Annotated in this window: 20 protein-coding genes and 2 tRNA genes; 3 read left to right on the forward strand and 19 right to left on the reverse strand. The window is 51.1% G+C overall.

The genetic code is table 11. The features are described 5' to 3' along the window. Positions 1-92 precede the first annotated feature (92 nt). The 8 genes from FC43_RS02440 to yycF form a co-directional block, all read right to left on the reverse strand. Positions 93-1265: an iron-containing alcohol dehydrogenase gene (locus FC43_RS02440; RefSeq protein WP_056953815.1), complete on the reverse strand. Its 1173-nt coding sequence runs from the start codon at positions 1263-1265 to the stop codon at positions 93-95. Positions 1266-1448: 183 nt separating this feature from the next. Then, positions 1449-1928, reverse strand: a complete 480-nt coding sequence (rlmH, locus tag FC43_RS02445) for a 23S rRNA (pseudouridine(1915)-N(3))-methyltransferase RlmH (protein ID WP_056953818.1) — start codon at positions 1926-1928, stop codon at positions 1449-1451. Between the two features lie 396 nt (positions 1929-2324). Next, positions 2325-3512 (reverse strand): S1C family serine protease, encoded by a 1188-nt coding sequence (locus FC43_RS02450; RefSeq protein WP_056953820.1) that lies wholly within the window; start codon positions 3510-3512, stop codon positions 2325-2327. A 96-nt stretch (positions 3513-3608) separates the two neighbouring features. Then, on the reverse strand, positions 3609-4418 hold the full coding sequence (locus FC43_RS02455) for an MBL fold metallo-hydrolase (RefSeq protein ID WP_056953822.1): 810 nt from the start codon (positions 4416-4418) through the stop codon (positions 3609-3611). A 32-nt stretch (positions 4419-4450) separates the two neighbouring features. After that, positions 4451-5254: a two-component system regulatory protein YycI gene (locus FC43_RS02460; protein WP_056953825.1), complete on the reverse strand. Its 804-nt coding sequence runs from the start codon at positions 5252-5254 to the stop codon at positions 4451-4453. Next, a complete protein-coding gene (yycH, locus tag FC43_RS02465; RefSeq protein ID WP_056953826.1) occupies positions 5251-6558 on the reverse strand; it encodes a two-component system activity regulator YycH in 1308 nt (435 codons plus the stop codon). Before yycH ends, FC43_RS02460 begins: the two co-directional genes overlap by 4 nt. Beyond that, positions 6536-8410 carry a cell wall metabolism sensor histidine kinase WalK gene (gene walK, locus FC43_RS02470; protein ID WP_019206248.1) on the reverse strand — a complete coding sequence of 625 codons (1875 nt, stop codon included), beginning with the start codon at positions 8408-8410 and terminating at the stop codon, positions 6536-6538. Before walK ends, yycH begins: the two co-directional genes overlap by 23 nt. Positions 8411-8422: 12 nt before the next feature. Continuing rightward, complete coding sequence (gene yycF / locus FC43_RS02475) at positions 8423-9127, reverse strand: response regulator YycF (protein ID WP_019206249.1); 705 nt, start codon at positions 9125-9127, stop codon at positions 8423-8425. Positions 9128-9326: 199 nt separating this feature from the next. Between yycF and FC43_RS02480 the strand changes: the two genes are divergently transcribed. The 3 genes from FC43_RS02480 (at position 9327) to FC43_RS02490 (ending at position 10167) form a co-directional block, all read left to right on the forward strand. Next, a tRNA-Lys gene (locus FC43_RS02480) sits at positions 9327-9399 on the forward strand. Positions 9400-9511: 112 nt separating this feature from the next. Next, the gene (locus FC43_RS02485; RefSeq protein WP_056953828.1) at positions 9512-10027 is read left to right on the forward strand and encodes an SA1002 family membrane protein; all 516 of its coding nucleotides are present in this window, start codon (positions 9512-9514) and stop codon (positions 10025-10027) included. A 67-nt stretch (positions 10028-10094) separates the two neighbouring features. Next, positions 10095-10167 (forward strand) — tRNA-Lys (locus FC43_RS02490). 153 nt (positions 10168-10320) lie between these two features. Here the strand turns inward: FC43_RS02490 and FC43_RS02495 are convergent. The 11 genes from FC43_RS02495 to recF all read right to left on the reverse strand — a co-directional run bounded on the left by FC43_RS02495 (position 10321) and on the right by recF (position 23174). Further along, positions 10321-10641, reverse strand: a complete 321-nt coding sequence (locus tag FC43_RS02495) for a hypothetical protein (protein WP_056953830.1) — start codon at positions 10639-10641, stop codon at positions 10321-10323. A gap of 12 nt (positions 10642-10653) precedes the next feature. Further along, complete coding sequence (locus tag FC43_RS02500; protein WP_056953833.1) at positions 10654-11835, reverse strand: MDR family MFS transporter; 1182 nt, start codon at positions 11833-11835, stop codon at positions 10654-10656. Positions 11836-11953: 118 nt separating this feature from the next. Further along, a complete protein-coding gene (gene dnaB, locus FC43_RS02505; protein ID WP_056953835.1) occupies positions 11954-13354 on the reverse strand; it encodes a replicative DNA helicase in 1401 nt (466 codons plus the stop codon). 24 nt (positions 13355-13378) lie between these two features. After that, positions 13379-13831: a 50S ribosomal protein L9 gene (gene rplI / locus FC43_RS02510; RefSeq protein ID WP_019206254.1), complete on the reverse strand. Its 453-nt coding sequence runs from the start codon at positions 13829-13831 to the stop codon at positions 13379-13381. 7 nt (positions 13832-13838) lie between these two features. Next, positions 13839-15818: a DHH family phosphoesterase gene (locus FC43_RS02515; RefSeq protein ID WP_051014614.1), complete on the reverse strand. Its 1980-nt coding sequence runs from the start codon at positions 15816-15818 to the stop codon at positions 13839-13841. A gap of 154 nt (positions 15819-15972) precedes the next feature. Beyond that, positions 15973-16209: a 30S ribosomal protein S18 gene (gene rpsR, locus FC43_RS02520; protein ID WP_003682305.1), complete on the reverse strand. Its 237-nt coding sequence runs from the start codon at positions 16207-16209 to the stop codon at positions 15973-15975. Positions 16210-16261: 52 nt separating this feature from the next. After that, a complete protein-coding gene (ssb, locus tag FC43_RS02525) occupies positions 16262-16912 on the reverse strand; it encodes a single-stranded DNA-binding protein (RefSeq protein ID WP_019206256.1) in 651 nt (216 codons plus the stop codon). Between the two features lie 40 nt (positions 16913-16952). Next, positions 16953-17243 (reverse strand): 30S ribosomal protein S6, encoded by a 291-nt coding sequence (gene rpsF, locus FC43_RS02530; protein WP_019206257.1) that lies wholly within the window; start codon positions 17241-17243, stop codon positions 16953-16955. Between the two features lie 312 nt (positions 17244-17555). After that, positions 17556-20045, reverse strand: coding sequence for a DNA gyrase subunit A (gene gyrA / locus FC43_RS02535; RefSeq protein WP_056953837.1), 2490 nt, complete (start codon positions 20043-20045; stop codon positions 17556-17558). Positions 20046-20083: 38 nt separating this feature from the next. Beyond that, positions 20084-22000 (reverse strand): DNA topoisomerase (ATP-hydrolyzing) subunit B, encoded by a 1917-nt coding sequence (gene gyrB, locus FC43_RS02540; RefSeq protein ID WP_056953917.1) that lies wholly within the window; start codon positions 21998-22000, stop codon positions 20084-20086. A gap of 55 nt (positions 22001-22055) precedes the next feature. Continuing rightward, complete coding sequence (gene recF, locus FC43_RS02545; protein ID WP_056953839.1) at positions 22056-23174, reverse strand: DNA replication/repair protein RecF; 1119 nt, start codon at positions 23172-23174, stop codon at positions 22056-22058. Position 23175 lies beyond the last annotated feature (1 nt).

The raw sequence follows: 23175 nt of genomic DNA on the forward strand, positions 1-23175 counted from the left end.
TCAGGTGAGATCGAATTTTACATAATTCGTTTCTCCACCTAAAAGGGAGCATATCATAATTGGTGCTCTTTTTTTGTCGGATTGAAACGGGGTTAGTAAATCCCGTCGTAAGCCTTTTGGTATAAGGCCACCACTTCTTCTTTGGTCCCCTTGCGTGGGTTGGAGAAGGCATTTCCGTCCTTTAAGGCATTTTCGGCCATTAATTCAAAGTCTGCTGGTTTGGCCCCAATTTCTTTAATCGAAGCCGGAATCCCTACGGCCTTGCACATTTCCCGCATTCCTTCGATCGCCAGGTGGGCCGCTTCAAAGGTCGTCTTGCCGGTCGTGTCGTAGCCCATGATTTGCGCTAATTCAGCAAAGCGATCTGGGCAGGCAATCAAGTTGTACTCTTCGACCGTCGTCAACAGCAAGGCACAGCAAATGCCGTGTGGCGCATCATACTGGCCGCCCAGTTGGTGGGCCATCGCGTGAACATAACCCAGGTTGGCGTTGTTAAAGGCCATCCCAGCCAACATTTCGGCTTCCACCATCTTGGTCCGGGCGGCCACGTTTTGTCCATTGGCCACCGCCTTAGGCAGAGCATCTTGAATCAATTGAATGGCTTCCTTACACTGACTGTCCGTAATTGGGTTGTGATCAACCGAAACATATGGTTCGATCGCTTGCACGAAGGCGTCCATCCCCGTGGCTGCGGTAATGGCTTGGGGAATCCCCAACATCAACATCGGATCGTTAAAGGAAACCAACGGAATGTTCCGCCAGGAAACTACCACAAACTTCAGGTGGGTTTCTTCATTGCTGATCACGGCGTGACGGGTTAATTCGGAGCCGGTCCCGGCGGTCGTATTAACGGCCATCAGTGGTGGCAGGGGCTTGCTTAAGGTTTCAATCCCGGCCAACTTGGTAATGTCATCGCCGTTGGTCAGAATAATCCCGATCCCCTTCCCACAGTCATGGGAGGAGCCCCCACCAACCGTGATGATCGAATCACAACCTTGGGCTAAGTACAGTTCCTTACCGGCTTTGATGTTGCGAATCTTCGGGTTTGGTTCCACCCCATCAAAGACCACGTAGTCAACCCCAGCTGCTTCCAAGGAAGCCAAGGTTTGTGCCACCGGCCCATTCGCTAACTTGGTCAGGCCCTTTTCGGTAACCACTAAAACCTTGGTCATGTTTAACATCTTGGCCCGCTCCCCGATCTTGGCGATGACCCCTGGCCCGAAGAAATTAACACTTGGCATTAAGAAATCAAATTGACGTTCCATTTTTTCACCCTCCAATTTTTCGGAAACGTTTTCATCGATCATTTTGTGCTTTTAATCACGAAAAATCAAGGGAATATCTTTACGTATTTTAAAAAACGGCCCCCATTCCTTGGCGCCGTTGCGTTCACAAAATTGAACTAATTTGTGATAATTGCCTTTTTTGCTAATTTTTTACGTTTCCCCTTATTTATGGTAAGGCAAGCCATTGATAATCGTAAAGGCCCGGTAAACCTGCTCACTTAAGACGACCCGCATCAGTTGGTGGGGCAGGGTGAAGCGCCCAAACGAAATTTGCTGGTTGGCCCGTTGCAGCACCGCCGGGCTCAACCCCAAGGAACCCCCAATCACAAAGGTAACGTCGCTGTTGCCATAGGTGGCTAATTGATTCAGTTCTGCCGCAAAATCTTCTGACGTCCGTTCCTTACCCTTGATAGCCAAGGCATAAACGTACTCTTTCTCCTTAATTTTAGCCAGGATCCGGGCCCCCTCTTTTTCCATCACCGCCGCCATTTGTGCGGGACTTAAATTTTCGGGTGCTTTTTCATCCGGGACTTCGACCACCTCAAATTTGCAATACCGGCCCAGCCGCTTCGCGTATTCGGCGATCGCCGCCCGATAAAACTTTTCTTTGATTTTGCCAACCCCGATAATCTTAATGTTCATAACTTCCTCCTTTTCAACAGGTTATCCACAACTTATCCCCAAGCCAGGGCCGATAGGGCCGAATCATTTTCCTTGAAACCTTTTTCATTCATCTGTTCCACGCAGAGTTATCCACAATTGTCCACACCAACAGCCGTTCGCCTCCGCTGCTCTCAACCCGCGTCATGACTAGGTTTCGAGTTCTTTAGTTCCTTTTTTATCCACTTATCCACGAATTTCCCGCCACGTTGTGGATAACTTTTCCCACCGTACTAAGCCAGTTTTAGCGCCATTCACAGCTTGTGGATAAGTCTGGGGATAAGTTCTCCACACCCCAGGGCTTTTGCCGCGCGCCCCTGGCGCAAAAAAACGCATGGCCGATCTGTTGGGATCCCTTCCATGCGCCCTATGTTCCGGTTAATTCGTTAATTTCGCCGTTGTGGTCCGTAATTGACCATCCCGATAGTAACTGATCTTGACGGTGTCGCCAACCTTAGCCTTGTACAGTTGGGTCTTTAATGCCCCAACGTTGGCTACCTTATGGTCATTAATCGCGACGACTACATCGTATTGTTGGAGCCCGGCGGCCGCGGCCGTCCCGCCATTTTCCGTTTCCATTACCACGACCCCGGTCGTTACCTTGGTTGGCAATTTCAGGACTGATTGACGTTGGGTCGGTTCCACCCGGCTTAAATTCAGGGCACTGACCCCCAGTGACGGCCGCTCAATCTTCCCGTTTTTCACCAGCTGGTTGATGATGGTCACTACTTCATTGCTTGGAATTGAAAAGCCAATCCCTTCCACACTGGTCCCGGAGCCATCCGACGACAGCTTCATCGAGTTGATCCCGATCACCTGCCCGGCCATGTTCACCAAGGGCCCCCCGGAATTGCCGGAGTTAATGGCCGCATCGGTTTGGATAACGTTGGTCGTGACCGCGTTGCTGGAGGCTTTTACGGCCCGGTTCGTGGCTGAAATGATCCCCTTGGTAACCGTGTTGGCATACTTGGTCCCCATCGGTGAACCGACCGCTAAAACATCCTGGCCGTCCTGCAGCTGACTGGAATTACCGAAGCTGGCCACGGTCGTCACGTTGGCCGCATTAATCTTTAAGACCGCTAAATCCGTCGTGGCGTCCTTGCCGACCAAGCTGGCACTGACCTTCTTACCGTTGCTTAACATCACCTTAATTTGCTTGGCCCCGGCGACGACGTGGTTGTTGGTCACCACATAAGCGGCTTGCCCGCTCTTTTTATAGATGACCCCGGATCCTTCGCTGGCTTCTGTTAAGCTGTCTTGCTTGGTTGCACTGTTCTGGTTGAACAAGTCGAGGGTCTGACTGCCCCCGGCTGATTCATACGTAATAATCGAAACCACCGCGTCTTTAACCTTAGCGTAGGCCTTCGTAGCTTGCGTGCTGTCCGGGGCCGCATTCTCTTTGACCTTGGCACTGCCACTCTGGTTTGACCCGGTTGGCACTTGGGTACTGGTATTTTCCCGCCACGCTTGCCAACCATGCGCAATGCCAAGGGTCGCTCCACCGCCAATCAGCCCCGCGGCCAGGCCCACCCCAGCTACTTTCAGCCAAAATTGATCCAATTTCATTAGCGTTCCTCCCACTATGTTAGTTGCTAACCCTAAAATCTTAGTCCTATTTTAACAAGTTTGCGTCCCCGCCCCTACTCAGCGGCTGAAATCTTATCAAAGGCTTAACAGTGCCGTCGGTTCGTCTTGGTCCGTATCTTGGAGGGTAAAATCGTGATCCACCCCGTAATCTTGGGCGCTTAACATCGAGGCGACCGTCAAATGAGCCAAGGACTTTGTGTTGTTTTCGTGACTGCGGTGCCCCAAAAAAACCGTCTTGGTCCGCACACCGATGACATCCATCAAGGCATTGGCCCCGTCTTCGTTTGACAGGTGGCCTTCCGTCCCTAAAATCCGTTGCTTTAACGGCCAGGAATAACGTTGCCCCGCTAACAGCATCTCGGGATCATGGTTGCATTCCATTAAGTAGGCATCCGCATTCCGCACCGTGCCGGCAATTTTATCCGACACATAGCCCGTATCGGTCAGAATACACAGGGCCTGCTGATCATGGTGCAACTGGTAAAACTGCGGCTGGGCCGCATCATGTGACACCGCAAAGCTTTCTACCTGTAGATCGCCAAAATCTTTGACCGCCCCGGGGGCCAAGAGATACTTTTGTTCCGGAGCAATTTTACCCAGTTTCGGGGCCATTGCCTGCCACGTCCCCTGGTTGGCATACACCGCCAAACCATAGCGACGTGCCAAGACCCCGACGCCATGAATGTGGTCACTATGCTCGTGCGTCACAAAGATGGCTTCCACGTCCGCAAGGGACCGGTTAAGCTTGGCCATCCGCGCCTCTAATTGCTTGCCACTCAAGCCGGCATCAATTAAGATCCGGTGCTTTGGCGTTTCAATGTACGTCGCATTGCCCCGACTGCCGCTGGCTAAAATACTGTATCGAAGTGAATCCCGTCCTTGCACTTCCCTGTCGTCCTTTCTTCATTGCTGTTATTTTACGGCACCTTAATCAGGTTTTCCCGAAAGGCGTTGACCCGCAACAGGTGCCCCGCACCTGATGTTTGATTTTTGACTTCTGCGACCCAAGCGGGAACGTAAATCAATTGGTCATCACTGCACTGCAGCTTGGTATACCCGAGCTTAACCCAACGCACCTTGCTGTTATTGGCGAGTTGATTATTCTTATACAACCAGTTCACGGCTTCGAGCTGCGAAATGGTTGGTTGCCGTGACCGTAACAACTTGCTGTTACTTAGCCGTCCCTGGGTATAGCCAGTAATCGCCCCACTGGCATTGCGAAAAATGCGCAACTCCCCCGCGCTGTCCAAAAGCGGCCGGCCTTGCAGTTCCTGACTGTATACCAGGGTTTTACTGGTCGACAAGTCGGGGTGATAGAGATAGTGATTCCCGGCCACCAGCCGTTTTTGATGGGTTAGTTCGGGGGCGACCTTCGCTGGGGCGGTCGTCTTTGAATTCAGGACCACCGGTTTGTCATAGGTCACCGTCACCAGGTTTTCATTCTCTTGAATCGTAGCATTCTTTAAAGGCGCCAAATTCTGCGTTTGCTTGACCAAGTTTTGGTCCGGCGTCACCAACACGTAATAACCACTTTGGCGCTGATCGCTCAGCAAGGGCAATTTAATGTCATCAGCGCGCATCTGCCGGCGCAAGGCCACCTGCTGATTTTGGTGGGAATTAGTGACCATGGGTTGACTGCCCCAGGCATAAGAAGCCAACAAGAAGAGATCCAAAATCACAAAGGCCACAATAAAGATGGTCTGAATCCGTTTAAAGTTCATGCTGGCTGGCCCCCTTCATGCATTAACGTTTGGTAGGGCACCCATTCCCCCTTGTACTTGACTAAGTAAGTCGGCCGGACGGTGACTTCCTTGGCGGTTGGGTCGCTATGCCACCAATACCCCAGCCGTAAACCTTGGACATCCTTTAGTTTGCCCACCGCTTGCAGGCCATTGAAGACCACCGCGGTCGCTGGTAAGGTCAGGGCGGATTGCTTGGTCGGCAACGGCGTCGTTAAACTATAGCAAGAAAACCGCAGCGATTCGACCCCGGTCTCACTTTCCCGTAACCGGACGGTTCCATAATTGTCTTCATTGTATACCGGAAAACCTTCGACCGTAGTCCGGTAGGTGATCTGCTGCTTGGCATGATCAAAGGTGTCAAATTGCAGTTGATCCTGGATAATCCCCGTCTGCTGCAAACGCCGGAAAAAATGGGCATACACCGTTTGCAAGCTGTAACGGGTCGGTTGACTCAGGTAATTTTCAAACGTCAACGTTCCTTGCGCTTGGTCGTACACCAAGCGCTTATCACTCCCGTTGTGATAGATCCGTTGGTTGCCTTCCACCCGTTGGGCCAGCCGCTTACCCTTGGCCGAATTTAACAGCGTTTGGGCCAGACTGTCCACGTTTTGCTGCTCAATTGCCGCCCGGTAGGTGGGCAAAGTAATCGCGTGGGGGTAGGTTAACACCAATTGATTGTTCAGCCACCGGTATTCGACTGGTAGCCGTCGGCCCCCCAGGAGTGAGGCTTTTAGCTTCGTTAAGCGTTGCGCGTTGACTTGATAACGATACACAACCGTCCCTTGGTCACGCAACAAATAGATCCGCGCTTGGCCCGTCAAGGGAATCACGATGCGATTCACCAAGGTTAAATCCTTGGCTGACAACTTCTGGTTAAAGGTCGTATTAAACGTCGCGATCGCCACGGCGCTAGGATAAGACAAGACCAAGGCATTGCTTTGCCGGAGATATTCCCGGTAAGCCGTCGGATTGTCCGCACTGACCTGCTTTCCCTTTTGCAAGGTCCATTTCCGAAGGCTCTCGCGCGCCGTCAACACCACATTTTGGGGTTGATTAAACAAGAGGTGCTGTTCGCGGTCCGGGCCCGTCTTCACCACCATAGTCGGCACGTATAGGTTTTCTTGCGCCATAGTTGCGACTGAAGTCACCCGGGGCGCGGTGGCTTCATTCGGGTGTTCATAGCGGTAGGGCATGACCCACACCAGACCAGATAAAATGACGCTGATCACAAGGACGACTGACAAAAGGCCGATCCGCCAATTAGCCCGTAATTTCTTGCTCATCGCTCCAGTCATCCCCTTCATATGGTACGTACGGCAGGGAAATGTAGAAGGTCGAACCCCGCCCTTCAATGCTATCGACCCAAATTTGGCCGCCTAAGAGATTCACCACTTCTTTTGAAATCGCTAGGCCCAGCCCGGTCCCCCCTTGCTTGCGGGAACGCGCCTTGTCCACCCGGAAGAAGCGATCAAAAATGTGGCCCAAATCCTTGCGCGGAATCCCCAGGCCCTGATCGGCAATGCTTAAAATCACGTGGTTGTGCGTTTCAAGCAAACGGGCCGTAATAATGCCGCCGTCCGGCGAGTACTTAATCGCATTGTTCATAATGTTATCAATTACCTGGGTGAATTTGTCAGTATCAATTTCCACCCATAAGTCCCGCTTGGTAAAATGGCGTTCAATCGAATACTTCTTCTTGGTGGGATCATCCGCTTCTTTTTGGATAATCATGTCAAACCGGTCCAGAATATAGCTAAACAATTCATTGATGTTAACATACTCCAAATTGAGCTTCACGGTCCCGGAGTCCATCCGCGACAAACTTAACAGGTCGTTGATCATCCGGATCATGCGCTCCGTCTCATCTTCGACCACCTTGAGAAATTGGGGGGCGACCTCCGGATTTTGCCAGGCCCCATCCGCCAACGCTTCCACGTAGGACTTCACACTGGTCAGCGGCGTTCTTAATTCATGAGAGACGTTGGAAACAAATTCTTTTTGTTCGCGTTCTTCTTTTTGTTGGCTGGTTACATCATGCAAGACACACACCAACCCGGAGACAAAGCCGGATTCTCGTTGAATTGGCGAGAAAAAGACACTCAAAATCGGCGCGGTTTGGTCCGCTTGGTTATCCAAGATCAAGTGATCCAACTCATTGTCCACCAACTGTCGCACCGTGTATTTGCGCCGCAATCCCAACACGTCCAGAATCGAAGTGTTGAGAATTTCGTCTTCACTTTCGATCCCCAACAATTGGAGGGCCATACTGTTAACGGTCACCAAGTTGCCCCGGCGATCGGTCGCCAAGACCCCATCTGACATGTGGGATAAAACGCTGTTCAACCGCCGCCGTTCCGCGGCCGAAGATTCTTGGCTTTCTTCAATCCGCACTGACAGGTTGTTCACCGCCCCGGCCAGTTGCCCCAACTCATCATTGCCCGCGACTTCCAGCCGCCCGGAATAATCCCCCCGGGCAATCTGCAGGGTCTTTTTGCGCATCTCTTCAATTGGCCGGGTAATTTCACGGGCAATTAAGATCGCGAGACCCAACCCAAAGATGATCGTCAACAGGGCCGAAGCAAAGTAGATCAACGAAATATTGTTGATACTGGTATAGACCCCCTCGAGGTTCGCTTTTAAATACGCAACCCCCACAACTTCATTGGCGTTATTAGGGTTGACGAGCGGAACGACGTTCACAAAGTAGCGATCATGGGTATTGTTGTCATACAAGTGCTCCGTATGAGCGCGGTTGGTAGCCAGGGTCGCCTTGATCGTTTTATCCGTCGTTCGCTGGCCCACGCTGCCTTGGGTATTGGCCAGACTGGTCCCCCGAATTACGCCCTTCCCGTCGATCACCCGGATCTCCGTAATCGTATTGTTATTGATCGAAGCTAAGATCGCCTTGATTTGCTTATTGGCTTGGGACTCATTGGGCTTGGTCAGCTGGCTGGCCAAGGAATTGTTGACGTAGGTCGGCAGTTCGACTTGTTGTTTGAACGTCGTCATATTCTGGCGTTCCAACTGCCGGACGAAGACGGCGCCGACCACCTCTAAAGTCAACATCAGCATTAAGGCAAAGACCAAGGCGATTTTAAATTGAATCGACTGATAGAATTTAATCTTCGAATTCACGGTGTCAGATCCTTACTCTTGGTTCGGGTTGGCTAAGTAGTAACCTACCCCCCGCCGGGTGACCAGCCATTCGGGGTGACTCGGGTTGTCTTCAATTTTTTCCCGCAACCGCCGGACCGTCACGTCAACCGTCCGGACGTCGCCGAAGTAATCATACCCCCACACCGTTTGTAAGAGGTGTTCACGGTTGATTACTTGGCCTAAGTGGCGTGCTAAGTAGTGTAACAGTTCAAACTCCCGGTGGGTCAGGTTGATGTTTTCGCCCCGCTTGGTCACCGTGTAAGCATCCGGGTGGATCGTCAAGTCGCCGACCTTAATGTCCGCCTTCCGGTTGTCCGCCGCCGTCGTCACTGCCTCTTGGCGCCGTAAGTTAGCCTTGACCCGCGCCACTAATTCCCGGTTTGAGAAGGGCTTGGTGACGTAATCATCGGCCCCCAGTTCCAAGCCTAAGACCTTATCTAATTCCGAATCCTTGGCCGTAACCATAATGATCGGGGTACTGTGCTTGACCCGGACCCGCTTGGCCACCTCTAACCCGTCAATTTTAGGCAACATCAAATCCAAAATGATCAGATCAGGATCATCCGCTTCAACCCGGGCCAAGGCTTCTTCGCCGTCGTAGGCGATCAGCACTTCATAGCCTTCCTTCTCTAAATTAAATTTGATGATATCAGAAATTGGTTTTTCGTCATCGACGACCAATACTTTCTTTGCCATATTTTTCACCTATCCTCAGGATTTTTCTTTTACTGAATTTATTTGATAACTTTGGAAACTGCCGTAATTATACCACACTGCCACGCCGCCCGTTGCCAGCCCGCTTAACGCCGGCTGCGCAAAAAAATTTAAGTTTTTTCCGAAAAAAGCTTGCCTTCCCCCGGGGTTCTTGTTATTATTATAAACGTCGTCAAGACATGGGCAGTTAGCTCAGCTGGCAGAGCAACGGACTCTTAATCCGTGGGTCCAGGGTTCGATCCCCTGACTGCCCATCAGAGGTTTACACAGTCGCGAGATTTCTCGCGGCTGTTTTTTTTGTTTAAAATTGACCCGCCCTGGGATCGTGCGTAAACTAAAAGCAGCAAGCAATTTGGGAGGATTGTCATGACAATTACGTGGCTGTTGTTGGTGATTATGGTGGCCGTTGGCATCATTGCCGAACGGCGCAAAAAGGAACGCTTTGCCTTCTTCAAAGCCTTGTTACTCTTAGCCTTTTTGGTCGTTTTGAGCACGCTGTTCTTCATAATTGCTATTATTTTGTTCTACTTCTTTAGCACGGCGGTCCTAAAAATGGCGATGGGGTCGTTATTTGTCTTGTACGGGTTGATTATTATCCTCGCCGGCATCTTTTTATTCGTGGTCCTCAAAGGCGTCGCCCGGTGGCAGCCCTTGTCCAATACCGTGCTAACCCTGATTGAATACTATATTCAATGGAGTCTGATCTATGCAACGATCTATCAGCTCATCTTTGACAACTTATTAAAAACCCTCCAGATTGTCAAAAACGTCTCCGCCCTCACCACGATTAGTTCCAACGTGGTCTTGGTCGCGGTCCTGTCATCGTTCATCGCTTCGTGGCTGGGGATTATCCTTTACAAATTTACCAAGGAAAAAATTTGATTTTTCTGCCCGAAGGGGTTGTCTTTCCCCCGCATTCTTGGTAAGATAATACCTGTTGTTAAGACATGGGCAGTTAGCTCAGCTGGCAGAGCAACGGACTCTTAATCCGTGGGTCCAGGGTTCGATCCCCTGACTGCCCATTTTCACCATCGCTTTGGCGGTGGTTTTTTTGTTCCTGTTGTCGGGCGGCTGGAAAAGGCTTTAAAACTTAAAAGGGTGCTAGAAACTACGTCAGAAACGTGGCTTCCAGCACCCTTTTTGTTATTGTCGTCCTCGAATTACCAGCCGCACAGTTAGTTGGCTTGCGGGCGTAAATCCGTCGGTTGGGGCACTCGTTTACCAGCTTTCAAGGCACTATTGACGCCTTCGCGGCCGACGTTGACAACGAACTCGTCGACGGCCCCACAATGCAAGCACGCGACTACAATTTGATAGCGTTGCGAATGATCAGCGTTGGTCGCCATCCAATTGCGCTCCGCGATTACCAGCGGTTTTTGCTGACATTTCGCACATGCGAGGTCCAATTGACGCTCCTCACGAAAGGGATCGCCCACTTGGCCAACCAGCCCCCAGCGGTCTTCGCCATGAACGTTATCGTAATTATTGTAAAACATTGCCCTTCCCTCCTAAAAGTGTTGCACGGCCCCCTTCTTTTCTTGGGTGACAATGCCGACAACTGCCGTAATCACCAAAGCCACGGCTAGGCACAGCACAAACAGTAACCGGTACCCCAGGGCTTCAATTACCAGACCGCCGGCTAAGGGCCCCAATGCCTTGCCCACGGCAATCATCGCATTTAATAAGCCCTGGTACTTGCCTTTGGCCTCGAGGGGGGTCAATTGGTTGACTAAGGCCGGAATCATCGGAAAGGCCGTTGTTTCCCCGAGGGTTAGGACCACCATCCCCAAAACAAACCAGACGTAGTTGTTGGCGACCAATAAAATTGCAAAGGATAAAGCAATCGTGGCTAACCCAAAGTAAACATAATGATAATCATTCTTGATCCACTTATTGAGCCAGTTGATCACGAGCTGGAAGGTGATCACCAATAGCCCGTTGATCGTCCATAACAAGCTGTATAAGGTCAACGAAACCCCCTTGCTGGTAATGTAGACCGACATATTACTCGACCACTGGGCATACACCAACCAGGTCAGCATCAACCCTAAGCACAAAGTCCAAATTACCTGGGCGTTGACCCGGGGTAAAGCCACCGCTGGGCGGTCGGCTGACGCATGCTGACTTGGCGTGACCGGCAAGCGGTAGTAACGGATCACGACTAAAATAAAAATGGCGTACAGGCTGGCCGTAATGATAAACAGCGGCCCGACTTGATTCTGCGCCAGTTCATAGATGGGCCCGGCAATCGTTGTCCCAAAGACCATTCCCAGATTATTGAAAAAATAAATCATATTAAAGATAAACCGCCCGTCATGGCCCCGCAAGCGGGTCCCAAAGGAGTTCAACAAGGTTAACAGCCAGCCGTTGAAAAAGCCAATGATCGTCAACAACAAGGGATAGGCTGGCCACTGGTTCCAAGCCACCATCGCCAGCATCGTCAAAATGGCTCCCAACAGCCCGGCTACCATCAACCGTTGGGGTCGCACCCGGTCAAAAAACATGCCGGCCAAGACACTGCCTAAGACATTGGCCCCGGAGAAAAACATCAGGACCAACCCCGCCACCGTTAGCGATTGATGTAACTGGTCGTGGATATATACCGTGGTCAACGGCCAAACAAAACTGTTGCCAAAGCTGGTCAAAAACGCCCCCAACAACAGCCACTGTAATTTCAATTCTCTTTGCATCTCCCCATGCCACCTTTCATTAATTTAATTAATCAGCACCTTTCGTTTTACCCACAAAGAAAGAGCTGTGATCAAGTTCGCACTTGCTCGCAGCTTTACGTCGTTTTTCATTTAATTCTTAGCCTTCATGCTCATAGTCAATCGAGGCAAATTTGTTATAGGTCTTATTAAACAGTAACCGGACCGTCCCCCGGGGACCACTCCGGTTTTTTTCGATGATGACTTCAACCTCACTCAAGCTCGGCAGCTCTTCATTGGCTTGGGCTGGGGCCCCATTGCCGGGCCCGGCATCTTGTTCTTGGCCCTGTTCGCGGGTGTAGTAATCATCCCGGTATAAGAAACTAACGATGTCGGCGTCTTGTTCAATTGACCCGGATTCCCGGATGTCAGAAAGGACGGGCCGCTTATCTTGGCGTTGCTCGACCCCCCGCGACAGTTGGGACAAGGCAATCACCGGGCAAGCCAGTTCCTTGGCAAGCTTCTTGAGTTGCCGCGAAATCTCTGACACTTCTTGTTGGCGGCTTTCTGCATTGCCCCCTTCGATCAGTTGCAAATAATCAATCACAATCAGCCCCAAATGCCCGGTTTTCTTAGCAAGCCGCCGGCACTTGGCCCGGATCTCCGCTACCCGAATCCCGGGGGTATCGTCAATATAGATATCAGCTTTGGAAAGGGACTCTGTGGCAACCCACAGGCTTTGCCATTCGTCACTGCTAAGGTTCCCGGTCCGGACGTGGTTGGCATTGATACTGCCCTCGGCACACAACATCCGGTTAACCAGGGACTCCGCCCCCATTTCCAGGCTAAAAATGGCGACCGTAGTGTCATTTTTCACCGCCACGTTTTGGGCAATATTCAGGGCAAAGGCGGTCTTCCCCATCGCCGGCCGGGCCGCTAAGATCACTAATTCGTCGGGGTGCAGCCCCGTTGTCATCTTATCCAGCTGCGGATAGCCCATCGCCAAGCCGGTTACCGCCGTCGACTGCTTGGACAGCTCATCGATGTGGGACGTAGCGTCGTAAAGCAAATCCCTCATCAGCTTCATTTCCGACTGGTTATTGCTGTCCGCTACGCTTAAGATTGAGCGTTCAGCCTCATCCAATAAATTGGTCAGGTCTTCGCTGTCCTCATAGCCTTTCCCCGCAATCGTCGTTGCCGTATCGATTAACCGCCGGGCGACGGCCTTATCCTTGACCAGCTTAGCATACGAGGCCACATCCGCTGCCGTTGGGGGAGCAGCTGCTAATTTGGCCAGGTACTCAATCCCCCCAATGTTGGCCGTTTGCTTTTCTTTATCCAGCTCGTTTTTCATCGAAACAATGTCGATGGGGACATCCTGGTCATTGAGCTTGAGCATCGCCGCAAAAATAATCTGGTGGGCGCGGGTATAAAAATCCTCCGGCTGGACATACTCCATCGCCGTGACAATCGCATCCTTAGCCAAAAATACGGCCCCTAAAACCGCCTGTTCCGCTTCTAAGTTCCGCGGTGGGGTCCGGTTGATTGGTGTATTTTCCATCAAATTTACCCCCGCTGTTGGTCGCTACTTTTCCGCCACGTGAACGCGCATCTTGGCTTCCACTTCATGGTGTAATTTTACCGTGACCGTGACGTAACCCAACGCCTTAATGGGGGCCGCTAATTCAAGTTTGCGCTTGTTTAGCTTGATTTGGTATTGGTCAGCCAACGCCGTGGCGATTTGCTTCGTCGAAATCGAACCAAACATCCGCCCGTCGCTACCGGCCTTCCCCTTCAATTCAACCACGGTGTCATCAGCTTCCAAAACGGCCTTGATCCGCTTGGCTTCGGCCAATTCTTCGGCTTCGTGCTTTTCTTTGGAACGTTCTTGGCCCGCTAACTCACTGAGGGCTTTTTTCGTGGCTTGCTTAGCCAGCCCCCGGGGAATTAAAAAGTTTTGCGCGTAACCATCGGGGACATTCTTGACTTCCCCACGCTTACCACGGCCTTTTACATCTTGAACAAAGATTACTTGCATTCGTAAATCACTCCTTTGGTACACTATCCGGCTGTGCCGGTTGAATAATTGACTTTAGCTGAGCGGCCACTTGCGTTACGCTGACGTCCGTCAATTGAACGGCCGCGTTGTTTAAGTGACCGCCACCCCCCATTTTTTCCATGATTAATTGGACATTAAACTCACCTTGTGACCGAGCAGAGACCCCGACGACTTCATTACTTCGCCGGGCAATGACAAACGAGGCCACAATGCCTTCCACGCCTAAGAGCATATCTGCTGCTTGCGCGACCGTGACCGGATCGTAGTTGCGATCATCTTCACCGACACACAAGGCTATTTTATCATCAACATAGCTGACATTTGAAATTAAGTGATTGCGCTCCATAAAATCCGTCCGATTTTCTTTCATGAAGGCTTCAATCAATTCACTATCCGCTCCGGCCGAGCGCAAGTACGAAGCCGCATCAAAGGTCCGCGTCCCGGCGTTGCGCGTAAAGGACTTGGTATCAATTTGAATCCCCGTCAGCATAACAGTAGCTTCCAACTTATTGAGGGCCTTGCTTTCCCGGGGCTGGTATTCAAACATCTCCGCAATCAATTCACAGGTTGACGAAGCATAGGGTTCGATGTAAACCAGGAGCGGATTTTCCGGAAATTCTTCCCCCCGCCGGTGGTGATCAATGATGACCGTCCGGTTCTTCAAGCGTTGATAAAGTTGCGGCGCCATGGACATTGAGACCTTGGAATGATCAACCAAGACCAGCAAACTCTGCGGCGTCGCCAATTCCAGCGCCTGCGCCGGTGTAATCATATGCTCAGCAATGCTTTGGTAATCTTGGACTTGCGTCAGCAACCGGGCAATATCCGTGTGGACCCGTTCTTGATCAAACACCACGTAACACTTCTGGCTGTTCATCTCACTGATCCGCCGAATCCCTAAGCAAGCCCCCATCGAATCCATATCGGGCTTCGCGTGGCCCACGACAAAGACTTGGTCCGCGCCAACCATCAGTTCCTGCAGGGCCTGCGCAATCATCCGGGCCCGGACCCGGGTCCGCTTTTCCATTGGGTTGGTCTTGCCCCCGTAGAAACGCGCCGGTTGGTCCTGCGCCTTGACGACGACTTGATCGCCCCCCCGGCCGAGGGCCAAATCCAAGTTGCGTTGTGCCATATCAGCCAACTTAATCAAATCGGCTTGGCCATCCGCAATCCCCACACTTAACGTCACGGGGGAATTCAATTTGGAAGTGTTTTCCCGAATGACATCTAAAACTTGGAATTTTTCGGCTTCCAGCTGCGCTAAGGCGTGTTGGTGCCCCAACAATAAGTAGTTATCGTCATCAATCACCTTTAGCAGCAATTCATGCGCGCTCGCCCACTTGCTGAGCTCCGACGTGACGTAATTATGCAAATTCGAAACATCCGGGTCACTCATTCCTTGGGTCAATTCAATATAATTATCCAGGTAGATATTCCCGATAAAAAGCCGTTCGTTTAAGTAGCGCTGGTTAATTTGTTCATAGTCCGTTACGTCCAATAAGTACAGGGTATGATAACGCGCTTGATAACGAAACTCAAATTGCCGCTTTTGCCAAGTCACCACCACCGGGGCTTCTTCATTGGCATGGGCGGTCACTAATTGGGCCAAGGTTTCATCAACCTCTGCCAACGGTTGGCCCACTACTAAGCGCATCAAAAAATACTTTGCCATGTACGGATTGATCCACTTAATGATGCCATGCTCATCCAACATCACCAAGCCAATTGGCATTTCCAGCAGCGCTTCTTGCTGGCCCCGTTGGATCTGATAGGCCAAGTCATTGATGTAGCTCTCCGTGTCGGCTACTAAATTTTGCAACTGGTATATGCTGACCAAAAAAGCCGCGACCGAAAGGACCAAGGCCCCCAGCCCCCACCGCCAGTCAACAATAAAGGCCGAGCTCACCCCCAACAAGACGACAAAGGTCACCGCCGCAAACGTCCAAGCGACCCGCCGGTGTTGCATGAACTGGGATAGTTTTAAGTATTTTGTCCACCGCAAGCTTTCACCTCCCTAATTGCCATTATTATGTCTATCTTAACTTAAACCCAACGGTCATGAAAGCACAAAAAAATCGCTTCGCACATCTACGAAGCGATTTTTGACTGAGCCAACCAGCTTAGTCTTCGGCAACGAATGGCAAAAGCCCCATGATCCGGGCCCGCTTGATCGCAATCGTTAACCGACGTTGGTTCTTAGCGCTCGTCCCCGTTACCCGACGTGGTAAAATCTTACCCCGTTCAGAGATGAAACGACGCAATAAGTCAGTATCTTTGTAGTCAATGTATTCGATGTGGTTTGCGGCGATGAAGTCGACCTTACGACGACGACGGCCACCACGACGTTGTTGAGCCATGAAATTACCTCCTTAATAAACTTCCTGTTTTAACCAGCAAGTGTGATGTAGATTAAAATGGAACATCGTCAATTGACGGATGGTCCCCCTGGTCATCCGCGCTGGATGCCGGTTGATTTTGATTGGCGCTCATCGCGCTTTGATCGTTGATGTTAACGTTGGCCTGGCTGCTGTCCGCGGATTCGCTAGCAAACGGCAAGGAGTTAAGATCAACATTATTATCGCTTTCAAACACCCGGTTTTCATTGCCAAAGGCATTGTTAGCGGGCTGTTGAGGAGCGGCGCCGCCAAAGTTGGCGTTGCTAAAAGCATTGTTATTAAAGGCCTGGTTGTTGTTAAACCCAGCATTTTGGTTAAAGTTACCTTGGTTATTCGGGTTGGCACTGCGCGGCTCTAAGAGCGCAAAGTTATCAACCGTCACTTCCGTAACGTAAACCCGTTGTCCTTGGTTGTTTTCGTAATTACGCGTTGACAGCCGCCCATCAATGCCGACCATCGCCCCTTTGTGGGTAAAGTTGGCAAAGTTTTCAGCGGACTTGCGCCAAATTACACAGTTGATAAAGTCAGCATCCCGGTTCCCTTGTTGGTTCCGGAATTGCCGGTCAACTGCCACCGTAAAAGAACAAACTGCCGTGCCGCTTCCAGTGTACCGCAACTCTGGATCCCGAGTAAGTCGTCCAGTCAATACTACACGATTTAACATGGGCTATCGCACTCCTCTCAATAAACAAACGTTAAGCTGATTAGCGCTTAACGATCATGTGACGCAGAATGTCGTCGCTGAACTTAGCCAGCCGGCTGAATTCGTTCAAAGCTTCATCAGAATCCGCTTCGACGTTTACCACGTGGTAAGTACCTTCCGTGTACTTAGCAATTGGGTAAGCAAAACGCCGCGTGTCCCAATCCTTTGAGTCAACGACCGTTGCACCATTGTCCGCTAAAATCTTGTCGAAGCGAGCAACCAATTCTGCCTTAGCTGATTCTTCGAGATCAGGACGAATGATGTAAGTAATTTCATATTTGCGTGTTTCCATGAATGTTACACCTCCTTATGGACTCTGGTCCCTTCCCACCTAAAATTTCGAAGGGACAAGGAGAGTAGACGATTTACGTATACTCACAAGCAAACATGTTAGCACAATTTTCAACAAATCACAAGTTCTAAATTCTTGGTCTGATCCGACCAGGTTAATTTTGACCCTCGTGATCCAGGGTTGCGGTCCCTACTTTATATATACGCGTTTTTAGCCCAAATGCACTTTTTTTCTAAAAAAATTTGCGCCGGAACCAAAAAACACCGCTCACCCCAGCGTGTGAACGGCGTTTCGGCCTTAAGAACCATTTAACTAGTCTAAGGTTGGCAATGGGGCCTGCTCGGCGGCGGTTGCCATTTCATCTGTTTCTTTAGCAACGGTTGCCATCGTGGCGACCTTGGAGTCAGCGGCCATCTTAATCAGCCGGACGCCCATCGCGCTGCGGCCGGTCGTTGAAACCGTCTCAGCCCCAAAGCGAATAATGACCCCCTTATCGGTCACCAGCATGATGTCTTCATCGCCGTCAACCGTGGTTAAGCCCACCAAAGGTCCGTTCTTCGCTGTGACATTAACCGTCTTGATCCCCATGGTTCCCCGGCCCTTAATTGGGTATTCGGCGGCTGGAGTTTGCTTGCCATAACCATTTTCACTTAAGACCAGGACCTGACTGTCAGCGTTTAGTGGCGCTGCCCCGATCAGGTAGTCCCCCGGCCGCAAGCGCGCGCCCCGGACCCCGGCCGCGGTCCGGCCCATCGCCCGGACGGCCGTCGCTGGGAAACTGACCGCATACCCCAGGTGGGTCCCCAGGATCATGTTTTGATCGTGATCAATAATGTCCACGGCAATCAATTCATCGTGGTCGTGCAGATTGATCGCTTTCAGGCCGTTACTGCGAATGTTGGCAAATTCGCTGACCGCCGTGCGCTTGACTACCCCCAGCTTGGTGGCAAAGAACAAGTCTTGGTCGTGGTGATCTTGACTGCGTTGAACGTTGATTACGGCACTGATCTTTTCGTGGCTGTCAATCCCCAGCAGGTTGATCACTGGAATCCCTTGAGCCGACCGACCATATTCGGGTACCTCATACCCCTTCATCGCAAAGACCTTCCCGGTATTGGTGAAGAAGAGCAGTTCATCGTGCGTCGAGCTGGTAATGAGGTGCTCAATAAAGTCGTCACTGTGCACGCCCATCCCCTTAATGCCCCGGCCACCCCGGTGTTGGGACTTGAACTCATCGACCGGCAAGCGTTTGATGTAACCGTTATGGGTCAGGGTCACGACGATCTCTTCTTCTTCGATGAGATCTTCATCCTCTAAGTTGGTAATGTCGCCCACTTGCAACTCTGTCCGCCGGGCATCGCCAAAGCGCTTTTGCAATTCCAGCAGTTCTTCATAAATAATCGCTTGGATGCGTTCCGTGTGCGCCAAAATGTCCTTAAAGTCGGCAATTGCGGCCACCAGCTTTTCGTATTCGGCTTCGATCTTTTCCCGTTCCAAGCCGGTTAACCGTACCAAGCGCATATCCAAGATCGCTTGGGCCTGGCGATCCGACAGCCCGTAGCCCTTCATCAATTCTTCCTTGGCCAATTCACTCGTCGCTGACTGGCGGATAATCTTGATAATGGCATCAATGTGATCTAAGGCGACGCGCAACCCTTCCACAATGTGGAGGCGACTTTGCGCCTTTTTCAAATCAAATTCAGTCCGCCGCCGCACCACTTCTTCTTGGTGGGCCAGGTAGTGTTGCAGAATTTGCTTTAAGCTCAAGACCTTCGGCGCCCCGTTGACAATCGCCAACATGTTGAAGTTGAAGGTAGTTTGCATCAAAGTCAACTTGTAGAGGTTATTTAAAATGACTTCCGCACTGGCGTCCCGACGAACGTCAATGACGATCCGCATCCCTTCGCGGTCCGTTTCATCATTGACATCGGTGATGCCATCAATTTCCTTTTCCCGGGCCAAGTTGGCAATCCGTTCAATTAACTTCGCCTTGTTGACCATGTAAGGAATTTCGTGCACGACGATTTTTTGCCGCCCATTCTTGGCAGTTTCAATTTCAACCTTGGCCCGCACGACAATTGAGCCTTGGCCCGTTTCGTAAGCCTTCCGAATGCCGGCCTTGCCCATGACAACCCCACCCGTTGGGAAGTCTGGGCCCGGCAGAACCTTCATCAACTCTTCGGTCGTCGCGGCCGGATTATCCATCAAAACGTGCAAAGCGGCAATGACTTCCCCTAGGTTGTGGGTGGGAATATTCGTTGCCATCCCCACCGCGATCCCTGCGGCCCCGTTAACCAACAGGTTGGGGAAACGCGATGGCAATACCTGGGGTTCTTTTTCCGTTCCATCGTAATTATCTTGGAAATCGACCGTATTCTTGTTGATATCACGCAACATTTCCACGGCAATTTTGCTCATCTTGGCTTCGGTATACCGCATGGCGGCCGCGCCGTCCCCGTCGACCGAACCAAAGTTACCGTGACCATCGACCAGCATGTAACGATAGGAGAAATCCTGGGCCATTCGAACTAACCCTTCGTAAATCGACGAGTCCCCGTGCGGGTGAAACTTCCCCATGACATCCCCGACAATCCGGGCCGATTTCTTGTACGGCTTATCGGGAGTGACCCCTAATTCATTCATCCCGTACAAAATCCGGCGTTGAACTGGCTTAAGCCCGTCGCGCACATCTGGCAGTGCCCGGGAAACGATGACGCTCATCGCATAATCCAAAAACGAATTCCGCATTTGACTGGTCAAATTGACCTCCGTAATGCGACTTGGCAATTCTTCTTGTGCCACAGTTTTTCCTCCTTGCTATTGTCCCCTTTGCTGGTTGCCTACAGGTCCAAATTCTTAACGAACGTCGCGTTTTCTTCGATAAATTCGCGCCGCGGACCGACCTTCGTCCCCATCAACATCTGGAAAATCGCGTCTGCTTCCTTGGCATCATCCAACTTAACGCGTAATAACCGGCGCCGCTCTGGATCCATGGTGGTTTCCCAAAGCTGTTCGGCGTCCATTTCCCCGAGCCCCTTGTAACGTTGAATAACCGGTTTGGGACTTGGTTGCAGTGAATTAACCACTTGTTCTAATTCTTCGTCAGAATCAATGTACTTCACAAATTTACCTTGGCGAACTTGATACAGTGGTGGTTGGGCGATGTAGACGTACCCCTTTTCGATCATCGGCCGCATGAAGCGGTAGAACAAGGTTAATAACAGGGTGCGAATATGGGCCCCGTCGACATCGGCATCCGTCATAATAATCAACTTGTGGTAATTAGCTTTTTCAACGTCAAAATCATCGCCAAAGCCCGTCCCCAAGGCCGTAAAGAGGGAGCGAATTTCATCGTTGGCTAACACCCTATTCAGACTCGCCTTTTCGACGTTCAAAATCTTCCCCCGGATTGGCAAGATCGCTTGGGTCAAGCGGGAGCGCCCTTGCTTGGCACTCCCCCCGGCGGAATCCCCTTCGACGATAAATAATTCCGAAATGCTAGGATCCTTACTGGTATTATCAGCTAATTTCCCCGGCAGGTTGGAAATTTCCAGCCCGCTCTTTTTCCGGGTCACTTCCCGGGCCCGCTTGGCGGCCACCCGGGCCTTGGAAGCCAATAACCCCTTATCAACGATCTTGTGGGCCACTTCCGGATTTTCCATCATAAACCGGGTCAATGTTTCACTAAAGATCCGGTCCGTGGCCGTCCGTGCGTCGGAATTGCTGAGCTTGGTCTTGGTTTGGCCTTCAAATTGCGGATTGGGGTGTTTGATGGAAACGACCGCCGTCAGCCCTTCGCGGACGTCATCCCCGGATAAGGTCGCATTGTTGCCCTTGAGCTGCCCAGACTTTTTCCCATAATCATTGATCACCCGGGTCAAAGCCGTCTTAAAGCCCGTCTCGTGGCTGCCCCCTTCATAGGTGTGAATATTATTGGTAAACGTCAAGAGGTTGCTGCGGTAGTCATCCGTGTATTGCAAGGAGACTTCCACGGTAATCCCGTTATGCGTCCCTTCAACGTAAATCGGCGGATCAAACAAGGCATCGTGCCCTTCATCCAAGTATTCAACGTAGTGACGAATCCCCCCTTCATAGTGGAAAGATTCCTTGGTTGGCACTTCGGGCCGGCGGTCTTCGATCGTGATCTTTAAGCCCTTGTTCAAAAAGGCCAGTTCCCGAATCCGGTCGGTCAAAGTTTTAATATTGTAAACCGTCGTTTCGGTAAAGACATCCGGATCGGGTTTGAAGTGGACCACGGTCCCGTGTTCCGTCGTTGGCAAACCGTCCGCCACTTCTTGCATCGCTTGGGCGACGTGCCCCCGGTTAAACTGCATCGTGTAACGCTTGCCTTGCCGCGTCACCGTTACGTCCAATTCCGTTGACAGGGCGTTCACCACCGACGCCCCCACCCCGTGGAGCCCCCCAGAAACTTTGTAACCACCGTTGCCAAACTTCCCGCCGGCGTGCAGCACGGTAAAGACGGTTTCAAGGGCGGGCTTCCCGGTTTCTTTTTGGATATCAACTGGAATCCCCCGGCCGTTATCCGTCACCGTAATACTATTATCAGCTTCAACCACAACATTGATTTCATCACAAAAACCCGCCAGGGCTTCATCAATCCCATTATCGACAATTTCCCACACTAAGTGGTGCAACCCTTGGACCGTGGTGGAACCAATGTACATCCCCGGGCGTTTCCGCACCGCTTCGAGGCCCTTTAAAACCTGAATTTGACTGGCATCGTACTTACTAGCCATCGCCGCTTTTTGTTCTGCTAATTCCTCGTTACTCACGCTCGTTCCTCCTTAAAGCTCACCCTTCACGTTGTAGATGGCCAGCTTGGATCGTGTAGATTGTCGGGGTTTTGATTAATTGTCGTGCTACCCCGCTCAAACTGGTCGTTGTCAAAAAGGTCTGGACCTTGTCTTGAATGGCCGTCAATAAATGGGTCTGACGATCATTATCAAGTTCGGACAAGACATCATCCAACAAGAGCAAGGGATATTCCCCGGTTTGCTCTTGCATTAAGTCGATTTCCGCCAATTTGACCGCCAAGGCGGTTGTCCGTTGTTGACCTTGGGAACCAAATTGCTGCACATTATTGCCATTCACTAAAAAGTGGAGATCATCCCGCTGGGGGCCAGCCAACGTCGTCCCTGCGGCGATCTCCTTATCTACCTTTTCCCGTAAGCGGGCTTGCAATTGCTCTTTTAGATCCGCCACGGTACTTTCTTCATTGATCGTCAATTGACTCACGTATTGCAATTGCAGTTGCTCTTTTTGCTGGGAAATTTCCTCATGCACCGGCTGGGCCCATTTTTCCAATTGTTTCACCAACTGGTACCGAATAGCCGCTACTTCACTGCCAAACGTTGCTAATTGATCCGACAAAACTTCTAACAACAATCGGTCACTGGCCTGGCGTTGGCGTAATTGTTTCAGATACTGATTACGTTGGTGAAGCGCATCATTAAAGTGACTTAGATTATAAAGATACCGGCTGCTCATTTGCCCAAATTCAACATTCATAAACTGGCGCCGAATGACCGGGGCGCCTTTCACCAACGCCAAATCCTCCGGGGCAAACAAAACCACGTTTAAATTGCCAATGTACGCCGACAACCGACTTTGGGGTAAATGGTTAACTTTGACGCGTTTGCCCCCTTGACCAACTTGGATCTCCAAGGGTAACTTGCCCGTGGCTTTAACTACCACCCCTTTGACTTGCGCAACTTTAGCCTGCCAATTGACCAACTCTTTGTCCTTATTGGTCCGGTGACTGCGCGTTAAAGCCAATAAGTGGATAGCCTCTAACAAATTCGTCTTGCCCTGGGCATTTTCCCCAATCAAAACGTTAATCCCCGGATTAAATTGCACCGCTAACTGCTCATAGTTGCGAAAGTCCTGTAATGACAACTCCTCTAGTCGCATA

This window comes from Limosilactobacillus ingluviei DSM 15946, from assembly GCF_001435775.1.
In the GTDB taxonomy this organism is placed as follows: Bacteria; Bacillota; Bacilli; order Lactobacillales; family Lactobacillaceae; genus Limosilactobacillus; species Limosilactobacillus ingluviei.